The following is a 20,796-nucleotide window of genomic DNA, read 5'->3' on the forward strand; positions in this document are numbered from 1 at the left end:
GTGAAGAGGACAGCAATCAAAGGATCAACGTGTCGGAACCGGCGTCTCGCCGCGATAGTCGTAAAAGCCGCGGCCGGATTTGCGGCCGAGCCAGCCGGCCTCGACATATTTGACCAGCAGCGGGCAGGGGCGGTATTTGCTGTCGGCCAGACCGTCATGCAGCACCTGCATGATCGACAAACAGGTGTCGAGACCGATGAAGTCGGCAAGCTGCAACGGTCCCATCGGATGGTTGGCGCCGAGCCGCATGGCGGTGTCGATGGCTTCCACCGAACCGACGCCCTCGTACAGCGTATAGATTGCCTCGTTGATCATCGGCAGCAGGATGCGGTTGACGATGAAAGCCGGAAAATCCTCGGCGACGGTGATCGCCTTTTCCAGCGTCCGCACATAGTCCTTTGCCGCGTCAAAGGTCTTTTCGTTGGTGGCGATGCCGCGCACCAACTCCACCAGCTTCATGACAGGCACCGGGTTCATGAAGTGGATGCCCATGAATTGTTCGGGGCGGTCGGTCGCTGATGCAAGGCGGGTGATGGAGAGCGAAGAGGTGTTGGTGGCCAAAAGCGCCTCGGGCTTCAACACCGGGCAGACCTGCGCATAAATCTTGCGCTTGATTTCCTCGTTTTCGGTCGCAGCCTCGATCACCAGATCCATCGGCGCCAGATCGTTGATATCCGTCGAGCCGCTGATGAGCGCGAGCGCCTCTTTGCGGGCGTCGTCGGAAAGCTTGCCGTTGGTAACCTGGCGGGCAAGATTGCCGTTGATCGTGGCAAGGCCGGCTTCGATGCCATCCTTGGAAAGATCGTAAATATGGACCTTGTAACCGGCCAAGGCGGAAACATGCGCGATGCCGCAACCCATTTGACCGGCTCCGATGATACCGATGTTTTTAAAGGGGGCGGTCATATGCTGGTCTCCTCGTGGGATTTCATCTGCGTCATTTGCGGCGATGTTACGCATATCGCCGCAAAGAGAAGGCGGCGCGTTCAAAAAACGCGCCGCCTTTGGTTAACTGCTTAAAATCACAGTGCCTTCTGGAGTTCCGGCAGAGCCTCGAACAGGTCCGCGACGAGGCCATAATCGGCAACCTGGAAGATCGGCGCTTCCTCGTCCTTGTTGATGGCAACTATGACCTTGCTATCCTTCATGCCGGCCAGATGCTGGATGGCGCCCGAAATGCCGGCAGCGATGTAAAGCTGCGGTGCCACGACCTTGCCGGTCTGACCGACCTGCCAGTCGTTCGGCGCATAACCGGCATCGACTGCCGCACGCGATGCGCCAACGGCGGCACCGAGCTTGTCGGCAACCGGCAGGATCACTTCGCGGAACTTCTCCGAGGAGCCGAGTGCACGGCCGCCCGAGATGATGATCTTCGCAGATGTCAGTTCCGGCCGGTCGGAAGAGGCCAGCGCGTCGGACACGAAAACGGAAACGCCGGGGTTTTCGGCAGCGCCGATCGCCTCAACCGGTGCCGAACCGCCTTCAGCGGCGGCCGCAAAAGCGGTCGGGCGCACGGTGATGACCTTCTTGGCGTCGCTTGCCTGCACCGTCTGGATGGCGTTGCCGGCATAGATCGGGCGCTTGAACGTATCCGGGCTGACGACCTCGATGATTTCCGAGATCTGGGCTACGTCGAGAAGAGCCGCCACGCGCGGAGTGACGTTCTTGGCCGATGCGGTGGCCGGCGCGATGATGACGTCATAGGAGGGTGCGAGCGAAACGATCAACGCGGCCAGCGGCTCGGCGAGCGCGTTGGCATAGGATGCGTCGTCGGCAAGCAGTACCTTGGCAACGCCGGAAAGCTTCGCCGCCGCGTCTGCGGCACCCTTTGCGCCAGAACCGGCAACGAGCACATGCACGTCGCCGCCGATTTGTGTTGCCGCCGTCAGCGTCTTCGCCGTCAGGTCGGAAAGGGTTGCGTTGTCGTGTTCTGCCAGAAGAAGAATGGCCATGATGTAATCTCCCTTTTCCGAAACCTTAGAGGACGCCGTCGGCTTTGAGCTTTTCGACGAGTTCGGCTACCGAGCCGACCTTGATGCCGGCCTTGCGGCCCGCAGGCTCCTCGGTCTTCAGCACCTTCAGACGCGGCGTGACATCGACGCCGAAATCGGCCGGGGTCTTCTTGTCGAGCGGCTTCTTCTTTGCCTTCATGATGTTCGGCAGCGAGGCGTAACGCGGTTCGTTCAGGCGAAGATCGGTGGTGACGACGGCCGGAAGCTTAAGTTCAACCGTCTGCAAACCGCCATCGACTTCGCGGGTCACAGCGACCTTGCCGTCGGATGGTACGACCTTGGAGGCGAAGGTGCCCTGGCCCCAGCCGAGAAGGGCGGCCAGCATCTGGCCGGTCTGGTTGCTGTCGTCGTCGATTGCCTGCTTGCCAACGATGACGAGGCCGGGCTGTTCGGCTTCCGCCACGCCCTTCAGGAGCTTGGCGACAGCGAGCGGTTCGACCGTTTCGTCGGTCTCTATCAGGATGGCGCGGTCGGCACCCATGGCGAGCGCGGTGCGCAGCGTCTCTTCCGCCTTGGCCGGGCCGATCGACACGACCACGACTTCTTCGGCCTTGCCGGCTTCTTTCAGCCGCAGAGCCTCTTCCACCGAGATTTCGTCGAACGGGTTCATCGACATCTTCACATTTGCAAGCTCAACGCCCGAACCATCCGATTTCACACGGATCTTGACGTTGTAATCAACAACTCGTTTGACTGGGACAAGGATCTTCATCGGCGGTTTTCCTCAAACTCCTGTCCGCGAGGCGATGAACCGCGCGGACCTCCAAAAACAGGTTGGCGACATGGATAAGCATTTTTCCCGCAAACACAACGGAGCAATGTTCATTATCACATGCACGCAAGGCATATCTTACGTTGACGTTAACGTAAATAAATTATCTCTTCGTCACGGGCTCATCTGCTCCCGTCATAGCCCCGTTCGATTTGCGACAACCCTGCCGTTTGCGACGGATTCTTGAACTGCGCCGCCCTCGGCGGAACAATAGTGCGGTCGAACAGGGGAACGCCCGGCCTGCGCATGAAAATCACCATTACGGCACCCGCCAATATACCGCCGACATGCGCGCCCCAGGACACGTTTTCCTCCAGCCCGAGCGCCAGCATCAGGAACTGCTGGCCGATCCACAGCGCCAGCGGAATGAAGGCGGGCAGGGGAAGCGGAATGCGCATGAATACCAGCACCCAGACGCGCACCTTGGGATGCAGGAGGAAATAGGCCGCGACGACGCCGGAAACCGCGCCCGATGCGCCGATCAATGGCCCTTCCGATGTGGGCGCGACGAAGCCGTGCAACAGCGCGCCGGCAATGGCGCAGGCGATGTAAAAGATCAGGAAACGGAAATGGCCGAGCGCATCCTCGACATTGTCGCCGAAGACCCACAGAAATAGCATGTTCCCCGCCAGATGCCAGAAATCCAGGTGCAGGAACGCATAGGTGACGACGGTCAGATCATCCGGCACCACCTGCAAGGCGGGCTCCAGATAGGCGTAATCGAACACAACAGCCGGAATGAAACCGAGGCCGAGTGCCGCGGCATTGGCCTGCACATCGCTGGCAAACACGCCGGTGAACAGCCAGACCAGCACATTGACCACGATCAGGCTGATTGTGACATATTGCAGCCGGATGTGTTTGAGGGAATTCGCATCGTGCAGCGGTATGAACATCGAATGCCCTTCGTTTGCGCAACCGGTGCGCTTTAGCGGTTCTTGCCGGGAACCCACAATATGTCTGCCTTGCCGGCATCATTGGCGAAACGGGCGGCAACGAACAGGAAGTCGGACAGGCGGTTGGCATATTTGATGGCAGCCGGGCTGACGATCTCGGCCTCGGTGACCGAAAGTTCCACCATCAGCCGCTCCGCCCGTCGGCAGATGGTGCGCGCCAGGTGCAGGTTGGCCGCCGCCGCATTGCCGCCCGGCAGCACGAAGGAGGTCAGCGGTTCGAGTGTGGCGTTGAGGTCGTCGATTTCGTTTTCCAACCGGGTGACCTGGCTTTCGACAATGCGCAGCGGCTCGTAGGCCGGCGGCTCATCGGTTTCCGGGGTGGCGAGATCGGCGCCGAGGTCGAAAAGGTCGTTCTGGATGCGGAACAGCATGGCATCAAGCTTTTCCAGCCCACCTGTATGAAGCCGCGCCACGCCGATCGCCGAATTCGTCTCGTCCACCGTGCCATAGGCCTCGACGCGAAGATCGTGCTTCAGGCGGCGCGGGCCGGAAACCAGCGCCGTCGTGCCTTTGTCACCGGTGCGGGTGTAGATCTTGTTCAGCTTCACCATGTCAGCGGCCGCCGCCGGTGAGCCACAGCGTCAGCATGATCAGCGCGATGGCGATGGCCTGCAGGAGAAGGCGAAGCTGCATCAGCTTGTTGGAGCGGTTGGCGTCCTGGCCTTTCAACATGTTGAAAAGGCCTCGTATCAGCACGATGACAACGAGGCCCATGACGATAAGGGCCAGAACGGTAGTGAAGCCGGACATGCGGGATACTCCTCCTCAATCGAATCTGCGCAGCAGACGATAGAACAGTCCGGCAGGCAAGAGCCGTTTCAGCAACAGCCCCTGTTTGGCTGGAACGGTAACGGGATAATGCGGTTTCGGCTTTGCGGCAGTCAGGGCGTGTTTCAGCACGGTATAAACGGCCTCGGGGCCGAGCTTGTGACGGTTGACCGGGCCTGATCCATCCATGCGCGCCAGCTGACGTTTGTATTCCGCCGCATGGGCCGAGTTCTCGAGATCGATCTTGTCCCTGACATGGGCAAGTGCCGTCGTGGTGAATTTCGAGGTGATCGGGCCGGGTTCGATCAGGCTTACATGGATGCCGCTGCCCTGAAGCTCCATGCGCAGGGTGACGCCTAGCCCTTCGATCGCGAATTTCGATGCGGTATAGGCACCACGATAACGATAGGGAACGAGGCCGAGAATGGAGGAGCAATGCACGATGCGCCCTGAACCGCGCTTGCGCATGAAGGGAATGACCCGCCGCGTCAGATCGTGCCAGCCGAAGACGTTGGTTTCGAATTGCTGCCGCAGTACCTCGACAGGCAAATCCTCCACCGCGCCCGGCTGGCCATAGGCGCCGTTGTTGAAGAGCGCGTCGATGCGGCCTCCGGTTCTGGCGGCGACCGTGTCTATCAGGGCGGCGATGGTTTCCGGCTTGGTGTAATCCATGATCAGGGTTTCGATACCCTGATTTTCGAGCGCCGCCATATCGACGATGCGCCGCACGGTGGCGAACACCCGCCAGCCGTCGCGGTGGAGTGCGCCGGCGCAATGGGCGCCGATGCCCGAGGAACATCCGGTAATGATGATGACGGGTTTTTCAGGCATCTATGCCGCTCCGGAAAGCCGAATGTTGCTCTGGCCCGATGGTCCGGCCCGTGAAAATTGCATTGCGCAAAATCTGTACCCAGTCGGGAACCGAAAGGCGGGTTTGTGCGCTGTACAAAGCAGAGGTGATTTCCCATATTCGGGGCGAAGTTACAAATGAAATGCCGATGAATGGAGGTGACATGGTTGCCGCAGTGCGCCTGGCAGGCAAGGTTGCCTTCGATGCCTATTCCCATTTCGCTGAGGATGACGGCTGGGCGATGGCGAGCCATATGGCGCTTTCCATTCTGCTGGCGCTGTTCCCGTTCCTGATCTTCGGCACGGCTCTGGCCGGTTTTCTTGGCGCCGACCAGTTTTCCGAAACGGCGGTGCATCTGATTTTCGATACCTGGCCGGAAGCGATCGCCGGGCCGCTTGCGGCGCAGGTGCAGCAGGTGCTGACGATTCCACGCGGCGGGCTGCTGACGATCTCCGTACTGGCAGCTGCATATTTTGCCTCGAACGGCGTGGAGGCGCTGCAGATCTCGCTCAACCGCGCCTATCGCGTCACCGAAACGCGCTGGTGGTACATTACCCGCCTGCTCAGCCTGCTTTATGTGCTGATCGCTGTCATTGTGTTTACCGGCATCAGCATCGTGCTCGTTGCCGTACCTGTTGCCATGTCCTTTGCCGAGCAGCGGTTTCCCTGGCTGACTGACGCGCTGAATACGGTTTCCAGCCTTGGCCTTTATGGCACCATCGTCATGCTGACGGCCGGTCTGGTGGCGGCGCATCTGTGGCTTCCGGCCGGCAAACGCCGCATCTGGGATGTCTGGCCCGGAATTCTGCTGACACTGATCTTCTGGGTCATCGGTGCCGCGATCTTTGCCTATTACCTTTCCACCTTCGCAAATTATGCCGCAACCTATGCCGGTCTTGCCTCGGTCATGGTGGTGCTGGTGTTTCTTTACATGGTGGGCGTCATCTTCATGCTGGGTGCGGAGGTGAATGCCGCCCTGATGAAATACAAGGTCCGGCAGATCATCCGCCGCAATATCGGCGGTAGCAGCGCGCGCCGCGGGCAGGTTCTAGACGAGGCCGACAAGCCGGCGGATATCTGACGGCGTTTTTCCTTCGGCGCGAAGAGAGGAAAGGCCGGTGCTGCCTTCGCTTTTTGAAAGCTTGCGCCCATCCGCGCCCAAAATCAGCCGGTGGTGGTGATAGGCGGGTTGCGGCAGGCCCAGCAGTTCTTGCAGCAGCCGGTGAATGGCGGTTGCGTGGAACAGATCCATGCCGCGCACCACATGGGTGATGCCCTGTAACGCGTCATCCACCACCACGGAAAGATGATAGCTCGAGGGTGCATCGGAGCGTGACAGCACCACATCGCCCCAGAGCGCCGGCAAGGCTTCGATCTCTCCGGTCTCCCCGTCGCCACTTTCGCGCCAGAACAGCTTGCCGCCCACGGTGTGGATCGCCTTTTCCATGTCGAGCCGCCAGGCGTGCTGTCTGCCTGACGCCAACAGTGCCACCCGTTCTGCTGTCGGCCTTTGCCGGTCGATCGCCGGATAAAGCGGAGCGCCATCGGGATCGCGCGGCCAGAGTCCACCCTCTGCCTCGAAGGCCCTGACGACGGCTTTCGTCTCACCCCGGCTCAAGAAGGCAGGATAGGCGAGGCCCGCTTCGACCAGCCGGTCCAGTGCTGCGCGATATTCATCGAAATGTTCCGATTGCCGCCGCACCGGTTTTTCCCAGTCCAGTTCCAGCCAGCCGAGATCATCATAGATCGCCTGCTCCAGCTCCGGGCTGCAGCGCGTCTGGTCGATATCCTCGATGCGCAGCAGAAAGCGTCCGCCATTTTCCCGCGCCATATCATGGTTCAGGAAAGCGGAGAGCGCATGGCCCAGATGCAGGGAGCCATTGGGGCTCGGCGCAAAACGATAAACCGGTTTTTGACGGATGGGCGAAGGCATGGTTTCTTCTGCCATGTTTTGAAGCGCCTCGCCACCCGGTGCCGGGCCAACGAGAATATGGACTGTGCGGACATGAAAATCATCAGGGGCCTCGACGATATCAGCGAAGGTCTGGAGCATCTTGCCCGCCTCGACCCGGCTCTTAGCCTTATTATCGAGAAAGCCGGTCCGCTGGAGTTGCGCATTCACGAGCCCGGTTTTGCCGGCCTTGCCCATATCGTCGTGTCGCAGATGGTGTCGCGCGCCAGCGCTAACGCCATATGGGCACGTATCCTTGCCGGCACAGGCGGCGTGGTCACGGCGGAAAATTATCTCGGCGCACCGGGGGAGTTGCGCGCCACTTTCGGCCTTTCGCGTGCCAAGGCGGCGACGCTGGAAGGGCTGGCGCGCGCGGTTACGGAAGGGCAGATCGATCTTGATGGCGTGGTGCGCAGGGAGGCGGGTGTTGCCCTTTCCGAACTGGTGGCGCTTCGCGGTATCGGGCCGTGGACGGCGGAAGTTTATCTGATGTTTTGCGGTGGTCACCCGGATATTTTCCCTGTCGGGGATGTGGCGCTGCGGGCTGCGGTGGGCCACGCGCTTTCGCTGGAAGCCCGGCCGGATGCGAAATGGCTGGCGGAGCGGGCGGAACTCTGGACGCCCTGGCGCTCCGTCGCCGCCCGGCTGTTCTGGGGCTATTATGCAAATATCATGCGGCGCGCGATGGTGCCGCTGCCCTGATATGGCCGCGCGGCGCTAGAAGTCTGCGATCCGGTAGGGCAGGGCCCCGCGTGAGAGATGATCGACATGCAGCCTGCGTTTCAGCGGCGGCACGGCGCGCTGCACGCAATCGACCCTTTCACAGACCCGGCAGGAAACGCCGATCGGCTTGAAGGAGGCGGTATTGGTGAGATCGAGCGTATCGGCATAGACGAAATTCTGCGCATGGGAAATTTCGCAGCCGAGCGCGATGGCATAACGTGGCCTGTCCGCGTTGAAACCGGCACCCGCTTTTTCAATCTGCGTGGCGATGGAAAGGTAGCGCACGCCATCAGGCGTTTCCGCCAGCTGCCGCACGATCCTGTCGGAGCTTTCGAAGGCCTGATGGATGTTCCAGAGCGGACAGGCCGCGCCGAAACGGGCAAATTGAAGCCGCGTGGCGCTGTGGCGTTTGGTGATGTTACCGGCACGGTCGATCTTGGCGAAAAAGATTGGTACGCCTTTCATGCCCGGTCGTTGCAGGGTGCTGAGCCTGTGGGCCACCTGTTCGAGGCTTGCGCCGAAGCGCACGGCTAGAAGTTCCAGATCATGGCGCAATTCCTGCGCGGCCCGGTGAAATTGGCCATAGGGCAGGATCAGCGCGGCGGCGAAATAATTGTAAAGGCCGATGCGACAGATTTCCGCGGCTTCCGCGCTGCGGAAACCGGCGGCGGCCAGCACTCTGTCCACCGTCGCTCCCGCATGAAGCTGGGCAATCTGAAGCGCCAGCTGAAAACAGCGGGTCGGTGCAGCGAGGTAGGAACTGAGCGCCAGTGTTTTGCCGGCCGGATCGAAATGCCGGATCAATCCGCCGGCCGCCTCCGTTCTGGTGATGTGGACACCGTAACGGCTGCGCAGATGGGCCGCGAGAACGCCATAGGTCTCGCTACCGTCTATCTCCAACTCGTCCGCAAGCTCCTCCGCCAGACGATCGATGTCGTCGACGTAATTGTCGACGAAGTGGAAGAAGTCACGCACCTCCTCATAGGGCGTTCTTTCCACCTGCGCGGTTCCACGGCCCAACCTGTCGTCCAGCTGCACCAGTTGCTCGCTGTTTTGCCTGTAAGCCTGATGGGCGCGCAAAAGCGCATGGGCAAAACCCGGTGCGTTCTGGGCTATCAGCTTCAGCTCTTGAAGCCCCGGCTCGTAATTCATGAACAGCGGGTCTTTCAGGGCCTCACGCACGGCGGAAACCAGCCGGTCGCTTTCACCCGTCGCCAGTTCCGCCATGTCTAGCTGGAATTTTTCCACCAGCGTCACCAGAACGCTGGCGGAAACGGGGCGCTGATTGTTTTCGATCTGGTTCAGGTAACTGGCCGAGATGCCCAGCCGTTCGGCAAACTGCGCCTGCGTGGCGCGGGCGTTTTCGCGAAGGCCGCGGACCTTGCGGCCGATGAAGAGTTTTTCCGTCGCCATGTTGCAACTTTGCAAAATTAAATATTGCAAATATTTATGGCACGCATACGCGCACGATCAAGGCTTCTAGGCGAATGTTTTCTAAGCTATTGATTTTGAGGAAACGCATGGAGGAAACATGCCCAGCATTCTGGAGCAATTGCAGACGCGCCGCGACGAAGCGCGGCTGGGCGGCGGCGTCAAGCGCATTGATGCGCAGCATGCCAAGGGCAAGCTGACGGCGCGCGAGCGCATCGATGTGCTTCTGGATGAAGGTTCCTTCGAGGAATACGACATGTACGTTACCCACCGGGCGGTGGATTTCGGCATGGCGGAACAGAAGGTGGCGGGCGATGGCGTCGTTACCGGCTGGGGCACCATCAATGGCCGGCAGGTCTATTTGTTTTCGCAGGATTTCACCGTGCTCGGCGGCTCACTTTCGGAAACCCATGCCCAGAAGATCTGCAAGATCATGGATATGGCGGTGCGCAACGGCGCGCCGGTGATCGGGCTCAACGACAGCGGCGGCGCGCGTATTCAAGAGGGTGTCGCCTCGCTCGGCGGTTATGCCGATGTGTTCAAGCGCAATGTCATCGCGTCCGGCGTCGTGCCGCAAATCTCCGTCATCATGGGACCGTGTGCCGGTGGCGCTGTCTATTCGCCTGCCATGACCGATTTCATCTTCATGGTGCGCGACACCTCCTACATGTTCGTGACCGGGCCGGATGTGGTTAAAACCGTGACCAACGAGATCGTCACGGCCGAAGAGCTGGGCGGTGCCTCCACCCACACCAAAAAATCCTCCGTTGCCGATGGCGCTTATGAAAACGACATCGAGACGCTCGAGCATGTGCGGCTGCTGTTCGATTTTCTGCCGCTGAACAATCGCGAAAAACCGCCGGTCCGGCCGTTTCATGACGATCCCGCGCGGCTGGAAGCGCGTCTCGATACGCTGATCCCCGACAGTTCCAACAAGCCCTACGACATGAAGGAATTGATCCACGCGCTGGCCGACGAGGGTGATTTCTTCGAGTTGCAGGAGGCTTTCGCGAGAAACATCATCACCGGTTTCATGCGTCTGGAAGGTCAGACGGTGGGGGTCGTCGCCAACCAGCCGATGGTGCTGGCGGGGTGCCTTGATATCGACAGTTCGCGCAAGGCCGCCCGCTTCGTGCGTTTCTGCGATGCCTTCAACATTCCGCTGCTGACGCTGGTGGATGTGCCCGGTTTCCTGCCCGGAACGGCGCAGGAATTTGGCGGCGTCATCAAGCATGGCGCGAAATTGCTGTTTGCCTATTCGGAGGCGACGGTGCCGATGGTGACGCTGATTACCCGCAAGGCCTATGGCGGCGCTTATGACGTGATGGCCTCGAAGCACATCGGTGCGGATGTGAACTATGCCTGGCCGACGGCGGAAATCGCTGTCATGGGCGCTAAGGGTGCGGCTGAAATCCTCTATCGTTCCGAGCTTTCCGATCCGGAAAAGATCGCCGCGCGCACCAGGGAATATGAGGAGCGTTTCGCCAATCCTTTCGTGGCGGCAGAGCGCGGTTTCATCGATGAGGTAATCATGCCGCATTCCTCACGCCGCCGCATCGCCCGGGCCTTTGCCTCGCTGCGCGGCAAGAACGTCGAGACCCGCTGGAAGAAACACGACACTATTCCGCTCTGAGACTGGAAAAATGCTTCGGCCACCTTACTATATGTTTGTTCAGGCGCCCGACCTTCGGTGCCCTCCCGAAACGCACAAGGACTGATTTTTATGGCCGAGAACTCCTCCGCAGATAATTTCCCCGCCGGTTACGAAGTGCCCAAGGTCTGGACCTGGGACAAGGGCAATGGCGGCCAGTTCGCCAATATCAACCGCCCGATCGCCGGTCCCACCCATGACAAGGAACTGCCGGTCGGCAAACATCCGTTGCAGCTTTATTCGCTGGCGACGCCGAACGGCCAGAAGGTCTCGATCATGCTGGAAGAATTGCTGGCCGCCGGCCACAAGGGCGCCGAATATGACGCATGGCTGATCAGGATCGGCGAAGGCGACCAGTTCGGTTCCGGTTTCGTCGGCGTCAATCCGAATTCCAAGATTCCGGCACTGATGGACCATTCGACACCTGAGCCGACCCGGGTTTTCGAAAGCGGCTCGATCCTCGTCTACCTCGCGGAAAAATTCGGCGCCTTCCTGCCGAAAGAGGGCAATGCCCGCACGCAGGCGCTGAACTGGCTGTTCTGGCAGATGGGTTCCGCCCCCTTCCTCGGTGGCGGTTTCGGCCATTTCTTCGCTTATGCGCCGATCAAGATCAAATACGCTATCGACCGTTACGCCATGGAAGTGAAACGCCAGCTTGACGTGCTTGACCGTCATCTCGCCGACAACCGCTATCTGGCAGGTTCGGAATATACGATTGCCGACATGGCTGTCTGGCCCTGGTACGGCAAGATCGCGCTCGGTCAGGCCTATGGCGATGCCGGTGCTTTCCTTGAAGCGGATGGTTATAAGAACCTCATGCGCTGGACGCTTGAAATCGGCGAACGCCCTGCGGTGAAACGCGGTGTGATCGTCAACAAAACCTCGGGCGATCCGTCCGAACAATTGCATGAACGCCACGATGCCTCCGACTTCGAGCAGAAGACGCAAGACAAAATCGGCAAGGAATAACGAAAAGAGTAGAGCGCTTCTGGTTTTAATAGGACCATGAAAGCGCTCTAATTATTTGAATTTACGCATTATCCGGACGTAAAAGCGGACCCGCTTTTAATGGAAATGCTTCTGGAAGGACAAAAGATGGCGAACCTGCCCGAAATGACGAAACACAAGGGATTTCCCTCCGGCATGCCGAGCACGGGCATCCAGTTCACCATCCGCCGCGCCAATCCAAAAGGGGTAACGCCCATCAAGATGATACCTCGAAGGGCGCGGGACGATTCCAAGGAACACCGCATCGATGCGGCCTTCCTGCACTCGCTCTGGCACCATTTTGGTCCCGAGCCGTTCGAGCGCGGCAATCTCGACGCTGCCCGCCTCAGCCTGCTGTTCGGCCGCGAGGTCTTGCCGGCGGAAAAGAATTTCGATCCGCTTTCTTACCAGGCGATGCTTGTCATCGATGAGCGCGTCGCACGGCAGAATTTCCCGGAATCCTTCGAGAACTTTTTCGAGATTTGAGGGCGGGATACGGCGTTCGTCGTGAGGGTAAGAGGGGAAAATAACCGCATGATCAAGAAAATCCTCATCGCCAATCGCGGCGAGATCGCCTGCCGGGTTATCAAGACCGCGAAGAAGATGGGCATCGCAACGGTTGCGGTCTATTCGGATGCGGATGCCAATGCGCTGCATGTGAGACAAGCGGACGAGGCCGTTCATATCGGCCCCGCACCCTCGTCGCAGTCCTATATCGTCATCGACAAAATCCTTGAGGCGATCGAGAAGACCGGGGCGGATGCGGTGCATCCGGGTTACGGTTTCCTGTCGGAGAATGCTGCCTTTGCGGAGGCGCTGGAGAAGGCGGGTGTCATCTTCATCGGCCCGCCCGTTGGCGCCATCCAGGCGATGGGCGACAAGATCACCTCGAAGAAACTTGCGGCGGAAGCCGGCGTTTCCACCGTGCCCGGCCATATGGGGTTGATCGGGGATGCCGACGAGGCGGTCAGGATCGCATCGCAGATCGGTTACCCCGTGATGATCAAGGCCTCTGCCGGCGGTGGCGGCAAGGGCATGCGCATCGCCTTTAACGATGTAGAGGCGCGCGAGGGTTTTCAGTCCTCGAAAAACGAGGCGAAATCCTCCTTCGGTGACGACCGCATCTTCATCGAGAAATTCGTCACCCAGCCGCGCCATATTGAAATTCAGGTGCTGGGCGATCAACACGGCAACATCCTTTATCTCGGCGAGCGTGAGTGCTCGATCCAGCGCCGCAACCAGAAGGTCATCGAGGAAGCGCCGTCTCCCTTTCTCGATGAGGCGACGCGCAAGGCCATGGGCGAGCAGGCCGTGGCTCTGTCGAGGGCAGTCGGTTACCATTCGGCCGGAACGGTGGAATTCATCGTCGATGGCGAGCGCAATTTCTATTTTCTGGAAATGAATACCCGCCTGCAGGTGGAGCATCCGGTGACGGAACTCGTCACCGGCATCGATCTGGTCGAGCAGATGATCCGCGTCGCAGCTGGCGAAAAGCTGTCCTTCGGGCAGGCGGATGTGAAGTTGAACGGCTGGGCGATCGAAAGCCGGTTATATGCCGAAGACCCCTATCGCAACTTCCTGCCTTCCATCGGCCGGCTGACGCGCTATCGTCCGCCACAGGAGGGCGAGCAGGAAAACGGCACTGTCATCCGCAACGATACCGGCGTTTTCGAGGGCGGCGAAATCTCGATGTATTACGATCCGATGATCGCCAAGCTGTGCAGCTGGGGCCAGGATCGTAAAACCGCCATCGATGCCATGGGGCAGGCGCTGGATCGTTTCGAGGTTGAGGGCATCGGCCACAATCTGCCGTTCCTCTCGGCCGTCATGCAGCATGAGCGTTTCAGGGCCGGTCGCCTGACGACGGGTTTTATCGCCGAGGAATTCCCGGAAGGCTTTTCCGGGGTCGAGCCGGATGAGGCCTCCGCACGCAAGCTTGCGGCCATCGCCACCGTCATTCATCAACGACTTCAGAGCCGCGCAGTCGAGATTTCCGGCACTATCGGCAATCATCGCCGCATCGTCGGTCAGGATTGGGTGGTTTCGCTCGGTAAATCCCAGCGCAAGGTCAGCGTGGAAACCGGCGCGGATGGCACGGCGATCCGTTTTGAAGACGGTGCTGCGTTGACGGTCGATACCGGCTGGCTTCCCGGCCGCAGCCTCGGGCTGTTCACGGTGGCGGGCGAGGAGATCGCTGCCAAGGTCGATCTTGTCCGTGCGGCGGTTCGCCTGCGCTGGCGCGGCATGGATGTTCTCGCCCAAGTGCGCAGCCCGCGCGTAGCGGAGCTGGCGCTGCTGATGCCGGAAAAACTGCCGCCGGATACGTCGAAACTGCTGCTCTGCCCCATGCCCGGCATCATCACCGGCATCTCCGTTGGCGAGGGCGACGAGGTGGAGGCCGGCCAGGCGCTTGCGACGGTGGAGGCCATGAAGATGGAAAACATCCTGCGCGCGGAAAAACGCGGCCGCATCGCCAAAGTATCGGCAAAACCGGGCGACAGCCTCGCCGTGGACGAGGTTATCCTCGAATTCGAGTGAGGCTCCTCACCGTTTTGAGGAACGGATGGAGGCGGGAGCGGTTTACGGGGCGGCGGGTTTCGTCGGCAGGGGATCGCTGGATTTCGGTCACGATTGCCCGTCACAATGCTAAAATATGAAATGCAGAAGGGGAGAGATGCATGTCGGGCGAAAAAACGGTGCGGGACTGGCTGCAGCTTGCCGAAAAAGAGCTGAAGCGTTCACCGGATGCACTCGTCTGGCACACGCCCGAAGGCATCGAGGTCAAGCCGCTTTATACGGCTGACGATCTGCAAAAGGTCTCCCATCTCGAAGGCCTGCCGGGCTTTTCGCCTTTCACGCGCGGTCCGCGCGCCACCATGTATGCTGGGCGGCCGTGGACCATCCGCCAATATGCCGGTTTTTCCACGGCCGAAGCCTCCAACGCCTTTTACCGCAAGGCGCTTGCCGCCGGCCAGCAGGGTGTTTCCGTTGCCTTCGATCTCGCCACCCATCGCGGATATGACAGCGACCACCCGCGCGTGGAAGGCGATGTCGGCAAGGCGGGTGTGGCGATCGACAGCGTCGAGGATATGAAAATCCTGTTCGACGGCATACCGCTCGAAAAGGTCTCCGTTTCCATGACCATGAACGGTGCCGTCATTCCGGTGCTTGCCAATTTCATCGTGGCGGGGGAGGAGCAGGGCGTTTCGCGCGCCGCCCTTTCCGGCACCATCCAGAACGATATCCTCAAGGAGTTCATGGTCCGCAACACCTATATCTATCCGCCGGAACCTTCGATGCGGATTATCGCTGACATCATCGAATATACCGCGAAGGAGATGCCGAAATTCAATTCCATCTCCATTTCCGGCTATCACATGCAGGAAGCGGGCGCGACGCTGGTGCAGGAACTGGCCTTCACACTGGCGGATGGCCGCGAATATGTGCGGGCCGCTCTTGCCAAAGGGTTGAATGTCGATGATTTCGCTGGCCGCCTGTCGTTCTTCTTCGCCATCGGCATGAATTTCTTCATGGAGGCGGCAAAGTTGCGCGCCGCACGTTTCCTCTGGTCGCGCATCATGGAAGAGTTCAAGCCGCAAAACGCCTCCTCCCTGATGCTGCGAACGCATTGTCAGACATCCGGTGTCTCGCTGCAGGAACAGGACCCTTATAACAACATCGTCCGCACCGCGTTTGAGGCGATGTCCGCCGTGCTTGGCGGCACGCAGTCGCTGCACACCAATTCCTTCGATGAGGCAATTGCCCTGCCGACGGAGTTTTCCGCCCGCATCGCCCGCAACACCCAGCTTATCCTCCAGCACGAAACCGGCGTCACCAAGGTCGTCGATCCGCTCGCCGGTTCCTATTACGTCGAAAGCTTGACGGATGAACTGGCGCAAAAGGCCTGGGCGCTGATCGAGGAAGTGGAGGCGCTCGGCGGCATGACCAAGGCCGTGGCGGAAGGCTTGCCGAAACGGCTGATCGAGGAGGCGGCGACACGCCGTCAGGCCGCGGTGGACAAGGGCGAGGAGGTCATCGTCGGCGTCAATCGTTATCGTCTGGAAACGGAAGAGGATATCGACGTGCTCGATATCGACAACGCCGCCGTGCGCGCCGCGCAGATCCGCCGCCTTGAGGACACCAAACGCCGTCGCGACAGCGGGGACGTTTCCAAGGCGCTGGCAGCACTTTCCGAAGTCGCCCGCAGCGGCAAGGGCAATATTCTCGAAGCCGCCGTCATTGCCGCCCGCGCCCGCGCCACGGTGGGCGAAATTTCCGATGCGCTGCGCGTGGTCTTCGGCGATCATGCCGCCGTGCCTGAGGTGGTGAGCGATATTTACGGCGAGGCCTACAGGGACGAGCCGGAGCTTGCCACGCTTGCCGTTCGGCTTTCCGGCGTCGCTGAAAGGATCGGCACGAAACCGCGCATCATGGTCGCCAAGCTCGGGCAGGACGGGCATGATCGCGGCGCGAAAGTCATCGCGTCTGCCTTCGGCGATATCGGTTTTGATGTGCTGGCTGGGCCACTGTTCCAGACGCCGGGGGAAGCGGCCGATCTTGCCGTCAAGAACAAGGTGCATGTGGTCGGCATGTCGTCACTCGCTGCCGGCCACAAGACGCTTGCGCCGCAACTGGTCGAGGCGCTGAAACAGAAGGGCGCGGATGACATCATCGTCGTTGTCGGCGGCGTCATCCCGCGTCAGGATTACCAATTTCTGCTCGATCACGGCGTTTCGGCGATTTTCGGTCCCGGCACCAATGTCATGGATGCGGCTAACAAGGTTCTCGACCTGCTCGAAGGCATAAGGCGGAACGCGTGAGGGGAAGACGGGAATGTTCGGAAAATTGAACCACGTCGCCATCGCCGTGCCCGATCTTGAGGCTGCCGTCACCCGCTACAGGGCGCTTGGTGCAAAGGTCTCGGAGCCGCAATCGCTGCCCGAGCACGGTGTGACGGTGGTTTTCATTCAGGCTGATAACACCAAGATCGAGCTTCTTTATCCGCTCGGCGAAAATTCACCGATTGCCGCCTTCCTCGAAAGAAATCCGGGCGGTGGCACGCACCATCTCTGCTTCGAGGTGCCGGATATTTTGGCGGTCCGCGACGATCTCGTCAGAAAAGGCATCCGCATCTTGGGCGATGGCGAGCCGAAGATCGGCGCGCATGGCAATCCCGTTCTTTTCCTGCACCCGAAGGACATGGGTGGTGTGCTCTACGAGCTTGAGCAAGTCTAGATCATTTCCCGCGAACAAGGGTTCAGGGGAAATGATCTAACCTTTTGTTTTGACGCATTGTCCAGACGTAAAAGCTGTTCCGCTTTTACTGGAAATGCTCTAGCCGACACATGGCTGAAACACAGACCCCGTAAGACGCTGGCCATACGGCAGACGGTGAACAGCGGCCGTTCGCCCTTGCCGGAACGTGTTTCGTTTGTTTTCTTTTGACATTCGTTTTATTTTCGTTTTTATGGCGATTGTCTTTCAACGATGGGGAGAACGCTCCCCCGGCGCTGTCGTGGAGGCTCTATGTCCAGCGAGAATATTTTCGATCTTTTTGTCATCGGCGGCGGCATCAACGGTTGCGGCATTGCCCGCGATGCGGTGGGCAGGGGCTATTCCGTGGCGCTTGCGGAAAAGGGCGATTTCGCCTCTGGCACGTCCTCCGCTGCCACCAAGCTCATCCATGGCGGCCTGCGTTATCTCGAACATTACGAATTTCGTCTGGTGCGCGAAGCCTTGATGGAGCGTGAGATATTGTGGGCCATGGCGCCCCACGTCATCTGGCCCATGCGCTTCGTCCTGCCGGTCCAGAAGGGTGGCGTGCGTCCCTCTTGGATGGTCCGGCTCGGCCTGTTTCTTTATGACAATCTCGGCGGCCGCAAGCTCTTGCCGCCGACCCGCACGCTTGATCTGAGGCAAGACCCGGCGGGCAAGCCGTTGAAGCCGGTTTTTGCCAAGGCATTCGAATATTCCGATGGCTGGGTGGATGATGCCCGTTTCGTGGTCCTCAACGCACGCGATGCGGCGGATCGCGGCGCGACCATCATGAACCGCACGCGGGTCGTTTCCGCACGCCGCGAAGGTGGGTTGTGGCTCATCGAGACGCTGGACGAAAAAACCGGACGCGCGGCCACACACAAAGCGCGCATGCTGGTCAATGCTGCCGGTCCCTGGGTGGACACGGTGCTTTCCGGCGTCTTCGGCCGCAAGGATGTTCATAATGTCCGGCTCGTGCAGGGCAGCCACATCATCGTGCGCAAGAAGTTTTCCGATCCGCGCGCCTACTTCTTCCAGAACCCAGACAACCGCATCATTTTTGCCATTCCCTATGAGCGGGATTTCACGCTGATCGGCACCACCGACCGCGACTATAAGGGTGATCCGGCCAAGGTTCGTATCTCCGAGGACGAGATTTCATATCTCTGCAACGCGGCCAGCGAATATTTCGCCGAACCTGTGAAGTCGGACGATATCGTCTGGACCTATGCCGGCGTGCGGCCGCTGTTCGATGATGGTGCTTCGAAAGCGCAGGAAGCGACCCGCGATTACGTGCTGAAGGTCGAACAGACCGATGGTGAAGCGCCGCTCCTCAATATTTTCGGCGGCAAGCTGACCACCTACCGGCGGTTGGCGGAACATGCGCTGGAAAAGATCGGCGCGGCTATCGGCGAAAAGGGCAAGCCGTGGACGGCGGGCTCGCATCTGCCGGGCGGCGATTTCGGTGTCGAGAGATATGACGCCCAGGTGAGGGCGCTTGTCTCCCGTTACCCATTCCTTGATGGACGCCATGCCGAGCGGCTTATCAGAAACTACGGCACGAAGGCTGCGGAACTGCTCGGTGCCGCCACCGATGTTTCCGGCCTCGGCCGGCATTTCGGCGGCACGCTTTACGAGCGCGAAGTGTGCTGGCTGGTGGAGCAAGAATGGGCCTTTGCGGCCGAGGATATTCTCTGGCGACGCACGAAACAGGGCCTGCGGTTGAGCAAGGATGAGGCCGCGGCTTTGGATGAGTTCGTTGCCATGCTGACGGGCGTCAAGGAAAAGCCCGAAGCCGTGGCGGAACGGGCCTGAACATCTGCCGGTTTCCCTCTCAGTTCCCGGAGTTTTTCACCGGCCTCTCAGGGCCGTCGGCGCTCAATATACAGTCGTCGGCGGAGAGCGCGTGTTCCACTTGCCCTTCGTCGGGAGCGGTTTCCGGTCAAAAAGGCGATTCCGGACCGCATCAAATTTTCACTTCTCCGTGCTTGATTTCAACCGGGCCAACGTCTTGCTTTCTTTCTTGAGCGGTCGGCCGATGGGGCAGACGTCTTGAACAAAGCCGTTGAGCGTATTCACCAGTTTATTCGGTGCCAGCGAGTAGCGGATGAACTGGCCTTCCCGCTTGCCTGAGATCAAACCAGCAGTTTCCAACACATTCAGATGCTGCGAGATGGAGGGCTTAGACATGTCAAAGCGCGCAGCAATTTCACCGGCTGTAAGGTCCGTGTGGGCGAGATAGGCTAGGATTTTACGGCGTGGGGCGGAGGCCAATGCCTCAAAAACCAGCTGCATGGGCGGAGTCGTCACCTGCTCGGCCAGCCTCTCGGAATCGTTTTCCTGCTCTATCACTTCGCCCTCTTTTCGCCATTGACTCAAAAATACCAAATATTAAGTTAATTAGCTAATTGCCTAATTATAGAAAGAGAGTACAAAGGTAATTAGCTTATTACCTAAATTAATATCATTTGTTGGTTGACGGCGCAAGATTGCGTCCGGGTAGGGTACGGAAAGGGCGTGACGGATGGCGACGATTTCCACAGGACGTATGATCCCGCAACCCCTCGGTGATGCAAGCGAAGGGCGAGTGCGCTGGAGGCCAGCGAAGTCAGTCTGGACGGGGGCGATGATGGCGGCCGCGATGGTGTTCGGGCCACTGACATTTTCCTGGGGCGGCTTCGTTCTGTTCGTTATCATGACTGCGATCACCATTTGCGCCGGCCATTCGGTGGGAATGCATCGGCTGCTGATTCATCGCTCCTTTCGCACGAGCAAGTCGGTAGAGCGCGTGTTGGTTTATCTTGGCACGCTCGTCGGTATGGCCGGACCTTTTGGTATGATTTACGCACATGACATTCGCGATTGGGCCCAACGACAGACAACGTGCCATGACCTCTACGCGCATCGGCGCTCTTTCTTCGTGGACGCTTGGTGGCAGATGCATTGCGCAGTTATGCTTAAGCATCCTCCAACATTCGTTATTGAGCCGGAGGTTGCGAACGACGGGTTCTACCGGTTCCTCGAGCGAACCTGGATGGCGCAGCAACTACCCTGGATGCTGTTGTTCCATTTTCTCGGTGGCTGGAGTTGGGTGGTGTGGGGCATTGCGGTGCGCATTTCAGTTTCGTTGACTGGGCATTGGCTTGTCGGCCATTTTGCACATCGTGGGGGACATCAGGGATGGGCAGTCGATAATGTCGCTGTGCAGGGCTATAATATCCCGGCAGCAGCGGTGGTCACTTTCGGCGAATCCTTTCATGGTAACCACCATGCTTTTCCAGACTCCGCTCGGCTTGGGCTTGATCCGGGACAAGTCGATCTCGGCTGGAATTTCATCCAGTTGCTGATGAGGTTTGGTGTCGCCAGCGCGGTTAAACTGCCGGAAAATACGACTCACCGAGAAGGTCTGCGCCGGCTTTAGGGAAGCCGTGAATGGCTG

Annotated in this window: 20 protein-coding genes; 10 read left to right on the plus strand and 10 right to left on the minus strand. The window is 59.6% G+C overall.

The features are described from left to right. Positions 1–24 precede the first annotated feature (24 nt). The 7 genes from RBH10_RS06230 to RBH10_RS06260 all read right to left on the minus strand — a co-directional run bounded on the left by RBH10_RS06230 (position 25) and on the right by RBH10_RS06260 (position 5,339). On the minus strand, positions 25–906 hold the full coding sequence (locus RBH10_RS06230) for a 3-hydroxybutyryl-CoA dehydrogenase (protein WP_045018955.1): 882 nt from the start codon (positions 904–906) through the stop codon (positions 25–27). A gap of 116 nt (positions 907–1,022) precedes the next feature. Next, positions 1,023–1,952, minus strand: coding sequence for an electron transfer flavoprotein subunit alpha/FixB family protein (locus RBH10_RS06235; protein ID WP_045018953.1), 930 nt, complete (start codon positions 1,950–1,952; stop codon positions 1,023–1,025). Positions 1,953–1,977: 25 nt separating this feature from the next. Next, complete coding sequence (locus tag RBH10_RS06240; protein WP_174003415.1) at positions 1,978–2,724, minus strand: electron transfer flavoprotein subunit beta/FixA family protein; 747 nt, start codon at positions 2,722–2,724, stop codon at positions 1,978–1,980. A gap of 182 nt (positions 2,725–2,906) precedes the next feature. Further along, positions 2,907–3,680, minus strand: coding sequence for a rhomboid family intramembrane serine protease (locus RBH10_RS06245; RefSeq protein WP_281037794.1), 774 nt, complete (start codon positions 3,678–3,680; stop codon positions 2,907–2,909). Between the two features lie 32 nt (positions 3,681–3,712). Continuing rightward, the gene (locus RBH10_RS06250) at positions 3,713–4,291 is read right to left on the minus strand and encodes a cob(I)yrinic acid a,c-diamide adenosyltransferase (RefSeq protein ID WP_281037793.1); all 579 of its coding nucleotides are present in this window, start codon (positions 4,289–4,291) and stop codon (positions 3,713–3,715) included. Position 4,292: 1 nt separating this feature from the next. After that, on the minus strand, positions 4,293–4,490 hold the full coding sequence (locus RBH10_RS06255) for a twin transmembrane helix small protein (RefSeq protein WP_004445622.1): 198 nt from the start codon (positions 4,488–4,490) through the stop codon (positions 4,293–4,295). 15 nt (positions 4,491–4,505) lie between these two features. Continuing rightward, positions 4,506–5,339 carry an SDR family oxidoreductase gene (locus tag RBH10_RS06260; RefSeq protein WP_281037792.1) on the minus strand — a complete coding sequence of 278 codons (834 nt, stop codon included), beginning with the start codon at positions 5,337–5,339 and terminating at the stop codon, positions 4,506–4,508. A 182-nt stretch (positions 5,340–5,521) separates the two neighbouring features. Here RBH10_RS06260 and RBH10_RS06265 point away from each other — a divergent pair, with 182 nt between their 5' ends. Beyond that, positions 5,522–6,439, plus strand: a complete 918-nt coding sequence (locus RBH10_RS06265) for a YihY/virulence factor BrkB family protein (protein ID WP_306180470.1) — start codon at positions 5,522–5,524, stop codon at positions 6,437–6,439. On the opposite strand, the gene gluQRS is transcribed toward RBH10_RS06265, so the two are convergent. Continuing rightward, positions 6,407–7,291: a tRNA glutamyl-Q(34) synthetase GluQRS gene (gene gluQRS / locus RBH10_RS06270; RefSeq protein WP_281037849.1), complete on the minus strand. Its 885-nt coding sequence runs from the start codon at positions 7,289–7,291 to the stop codon at positions 6,407–6,409. The genes RBH10_RS06265 and gluQRS overlap by 33 nt on opposite strands. Before the next feature lie 72 nt (positions 7,292–7,363). Here gluQRS and RBH10_RS06275 point away from each other — a divergent pair, with 72 nt between their 5' ends. After that, the gene (locus RBH10_RS06275) at positions 7,364–8,011 is read left to right on the plus strand and encodes a DNA-3-methyladenine glycosylase (protein ID WP_281037791.1); all 648 of its coding nucleotides are present in this window, start codon (positions 7,364–7,366) and stop codon (positions 8,009–8,011) included. Positions 8,012–8,026: 15 nt separating this feature from the next. Here RBH10_RS06275 and RBH10_RS06280 read toward each other — a convergent pair whose 3' ends face one another. Continuing rightward, positions 8,027–9,445, minus strand: coding sequence for an XRE family transcriptional regulator (locus RBH10_RS06280; RefSeq protein ID WP_281037790.1), 1,419 nt, complete (start codon positions 9,443–9,445; stop codon positions 8,027–8,029). A gap of 118 nt (positions 9,446–9,563) precedes the next feature. Here RBH10_RS06280 and RBH10_RS06285 point away from each other — a divergent pair, with 118 nt between their 5' ends. The 7 genes from RBH10_RS06285 to RBH10_RS06315 all read left to right on the plus strand — a co-directional run bounded on the left by RBH10_RS06285 (position 9,564) and on the right by RBH10_RS06315 (position 19,172). Further along, on the plus strand, positions 9,564–11,096 hold the full coding sequence (locus RBH10_RS06285; protein ID WP_281037789.1) for an acyl-CoA carboxylase subunit beta: 1,533 nt from the start codon (positions 9,564–9,566) through the stop codon (positions 11,094–11,096). 90 nt (positions 11,097–11,186) lie between these two features. Next, positions 11,187–12,083, plus strand: coding sequence for a glutathione-dependent disulfide-bond oxidoreductase (gene yghU / locus RBH10_RS06290; RefSeq protein ID WP_281037788.1), 897 nt, complete (start codon positions 11,187–11,189; stop codon positions 12,081–12,083). Positions 12,084–12,209: 126 nt separating this feature from the next. Beyond that, on the plus strand, positions 12,210–12,587 hold the full coding sequence (locus tag RBH10_RS06295) for a hypothetical protein (protein WP_013761770.1): 378 nt from the start codon (positions 12,210–12,212) through the stop codon (positions 12,585–12,587). Positions 12,588–12,635: 48 nt separating this feature from the next. After that, entirely contained in the window at positions 12,636–14,639 is a 2,004-nt protein-coding gene (locus RBH10_RS06300; protein WP_281037787.1) for an acetyl/propionyl/methylcrotonyl-CoA carboxylase subunit alpha, read from the plus strand. A gap of 140 nt (positions 14,640–14,779) precedes the next feature. Continuing rightward, positions 14,780–16,921, plus strand: a complete 2,142-nt coding sequence (scpA, locus tag RBH10_RS06305) for a methylmalonyl-CoA mutase (protein ID WP_281037786.1) — start codon at positions 14,780–14,782, stop codon at positions 16,919–16,921. 13 nt (positions 16,922–16,934) lie between these two features. Continuing rightward, the gene (mce, locus tag RBH10_RS06310; RefSeq protein ID WP_281037785.1) at positions 16,935–17,336 is read left to right on the plus strand and encodes a methylmalonyl-CoA epimerase; all 402 of its coding nucleotides are present in this window, start codon (positions 16,935–16,937) and stop codon (positions 17,334–17,336) included. Between the two features lie 291 nt (positions 17,337–17,627). Further along, on the plus strand, positions 17,628–19,172 hold the full coding sequence (locus RBH10_RS06315; protein ID WP_281037784.1) for a glycerol-3-phosphate dehydrogenase: 1,545 nt from the start codon (positions 17,628–17,630) through the stop codon (positions 19,170–19,172). A gap of 159 nt (positions 19,173–19,331) precedes the next feature. Here RBH10_RS06315 and RBH10_RS06320 read toward each other — a convergent pair whose 3' ends face one another. Continuing rightward, entirely contained in the window at positions 19,332–19,652 is a 321-nt protein-coding gene (locus RBH10_RS06320; RefSeq protein WP_281037848.1) for a metalloregulator ArsR/SmtB family transcription factor, read from the minus strand. Positions 19,653–19,881: 229 nt separating this feature from the next. Between RBH10_RS06320 and RBH10_RS06325 the strand changes: the two genes are divergently transcribed. Beyond that, the gene (locus RBH10_RS06325; RefSeq protein ID WP_045018923.1) at positions 19,882–20,778 is read left to right on the plus strand and encodes an acyl-CoA desaturase; all 897 of its coding nucleotides are present in this window, start codon (positions 19,882–19,884) and stop codon (positions 20,776–20,778) included. Positions 20,779–20,796: the final 18 nt, after the last annotated feature.

The organism is Rhizobium sp. AN73 (genome assembly GCF_030757975.1).
Taxonomy (GTDB): domain Bacteria; phylum Pseudomonadota; class Alphaproteobacteria; order Rhizobiales; family Rhizobiaceae; genus Agrobacterium; species Agrobacterium arsenijevicii.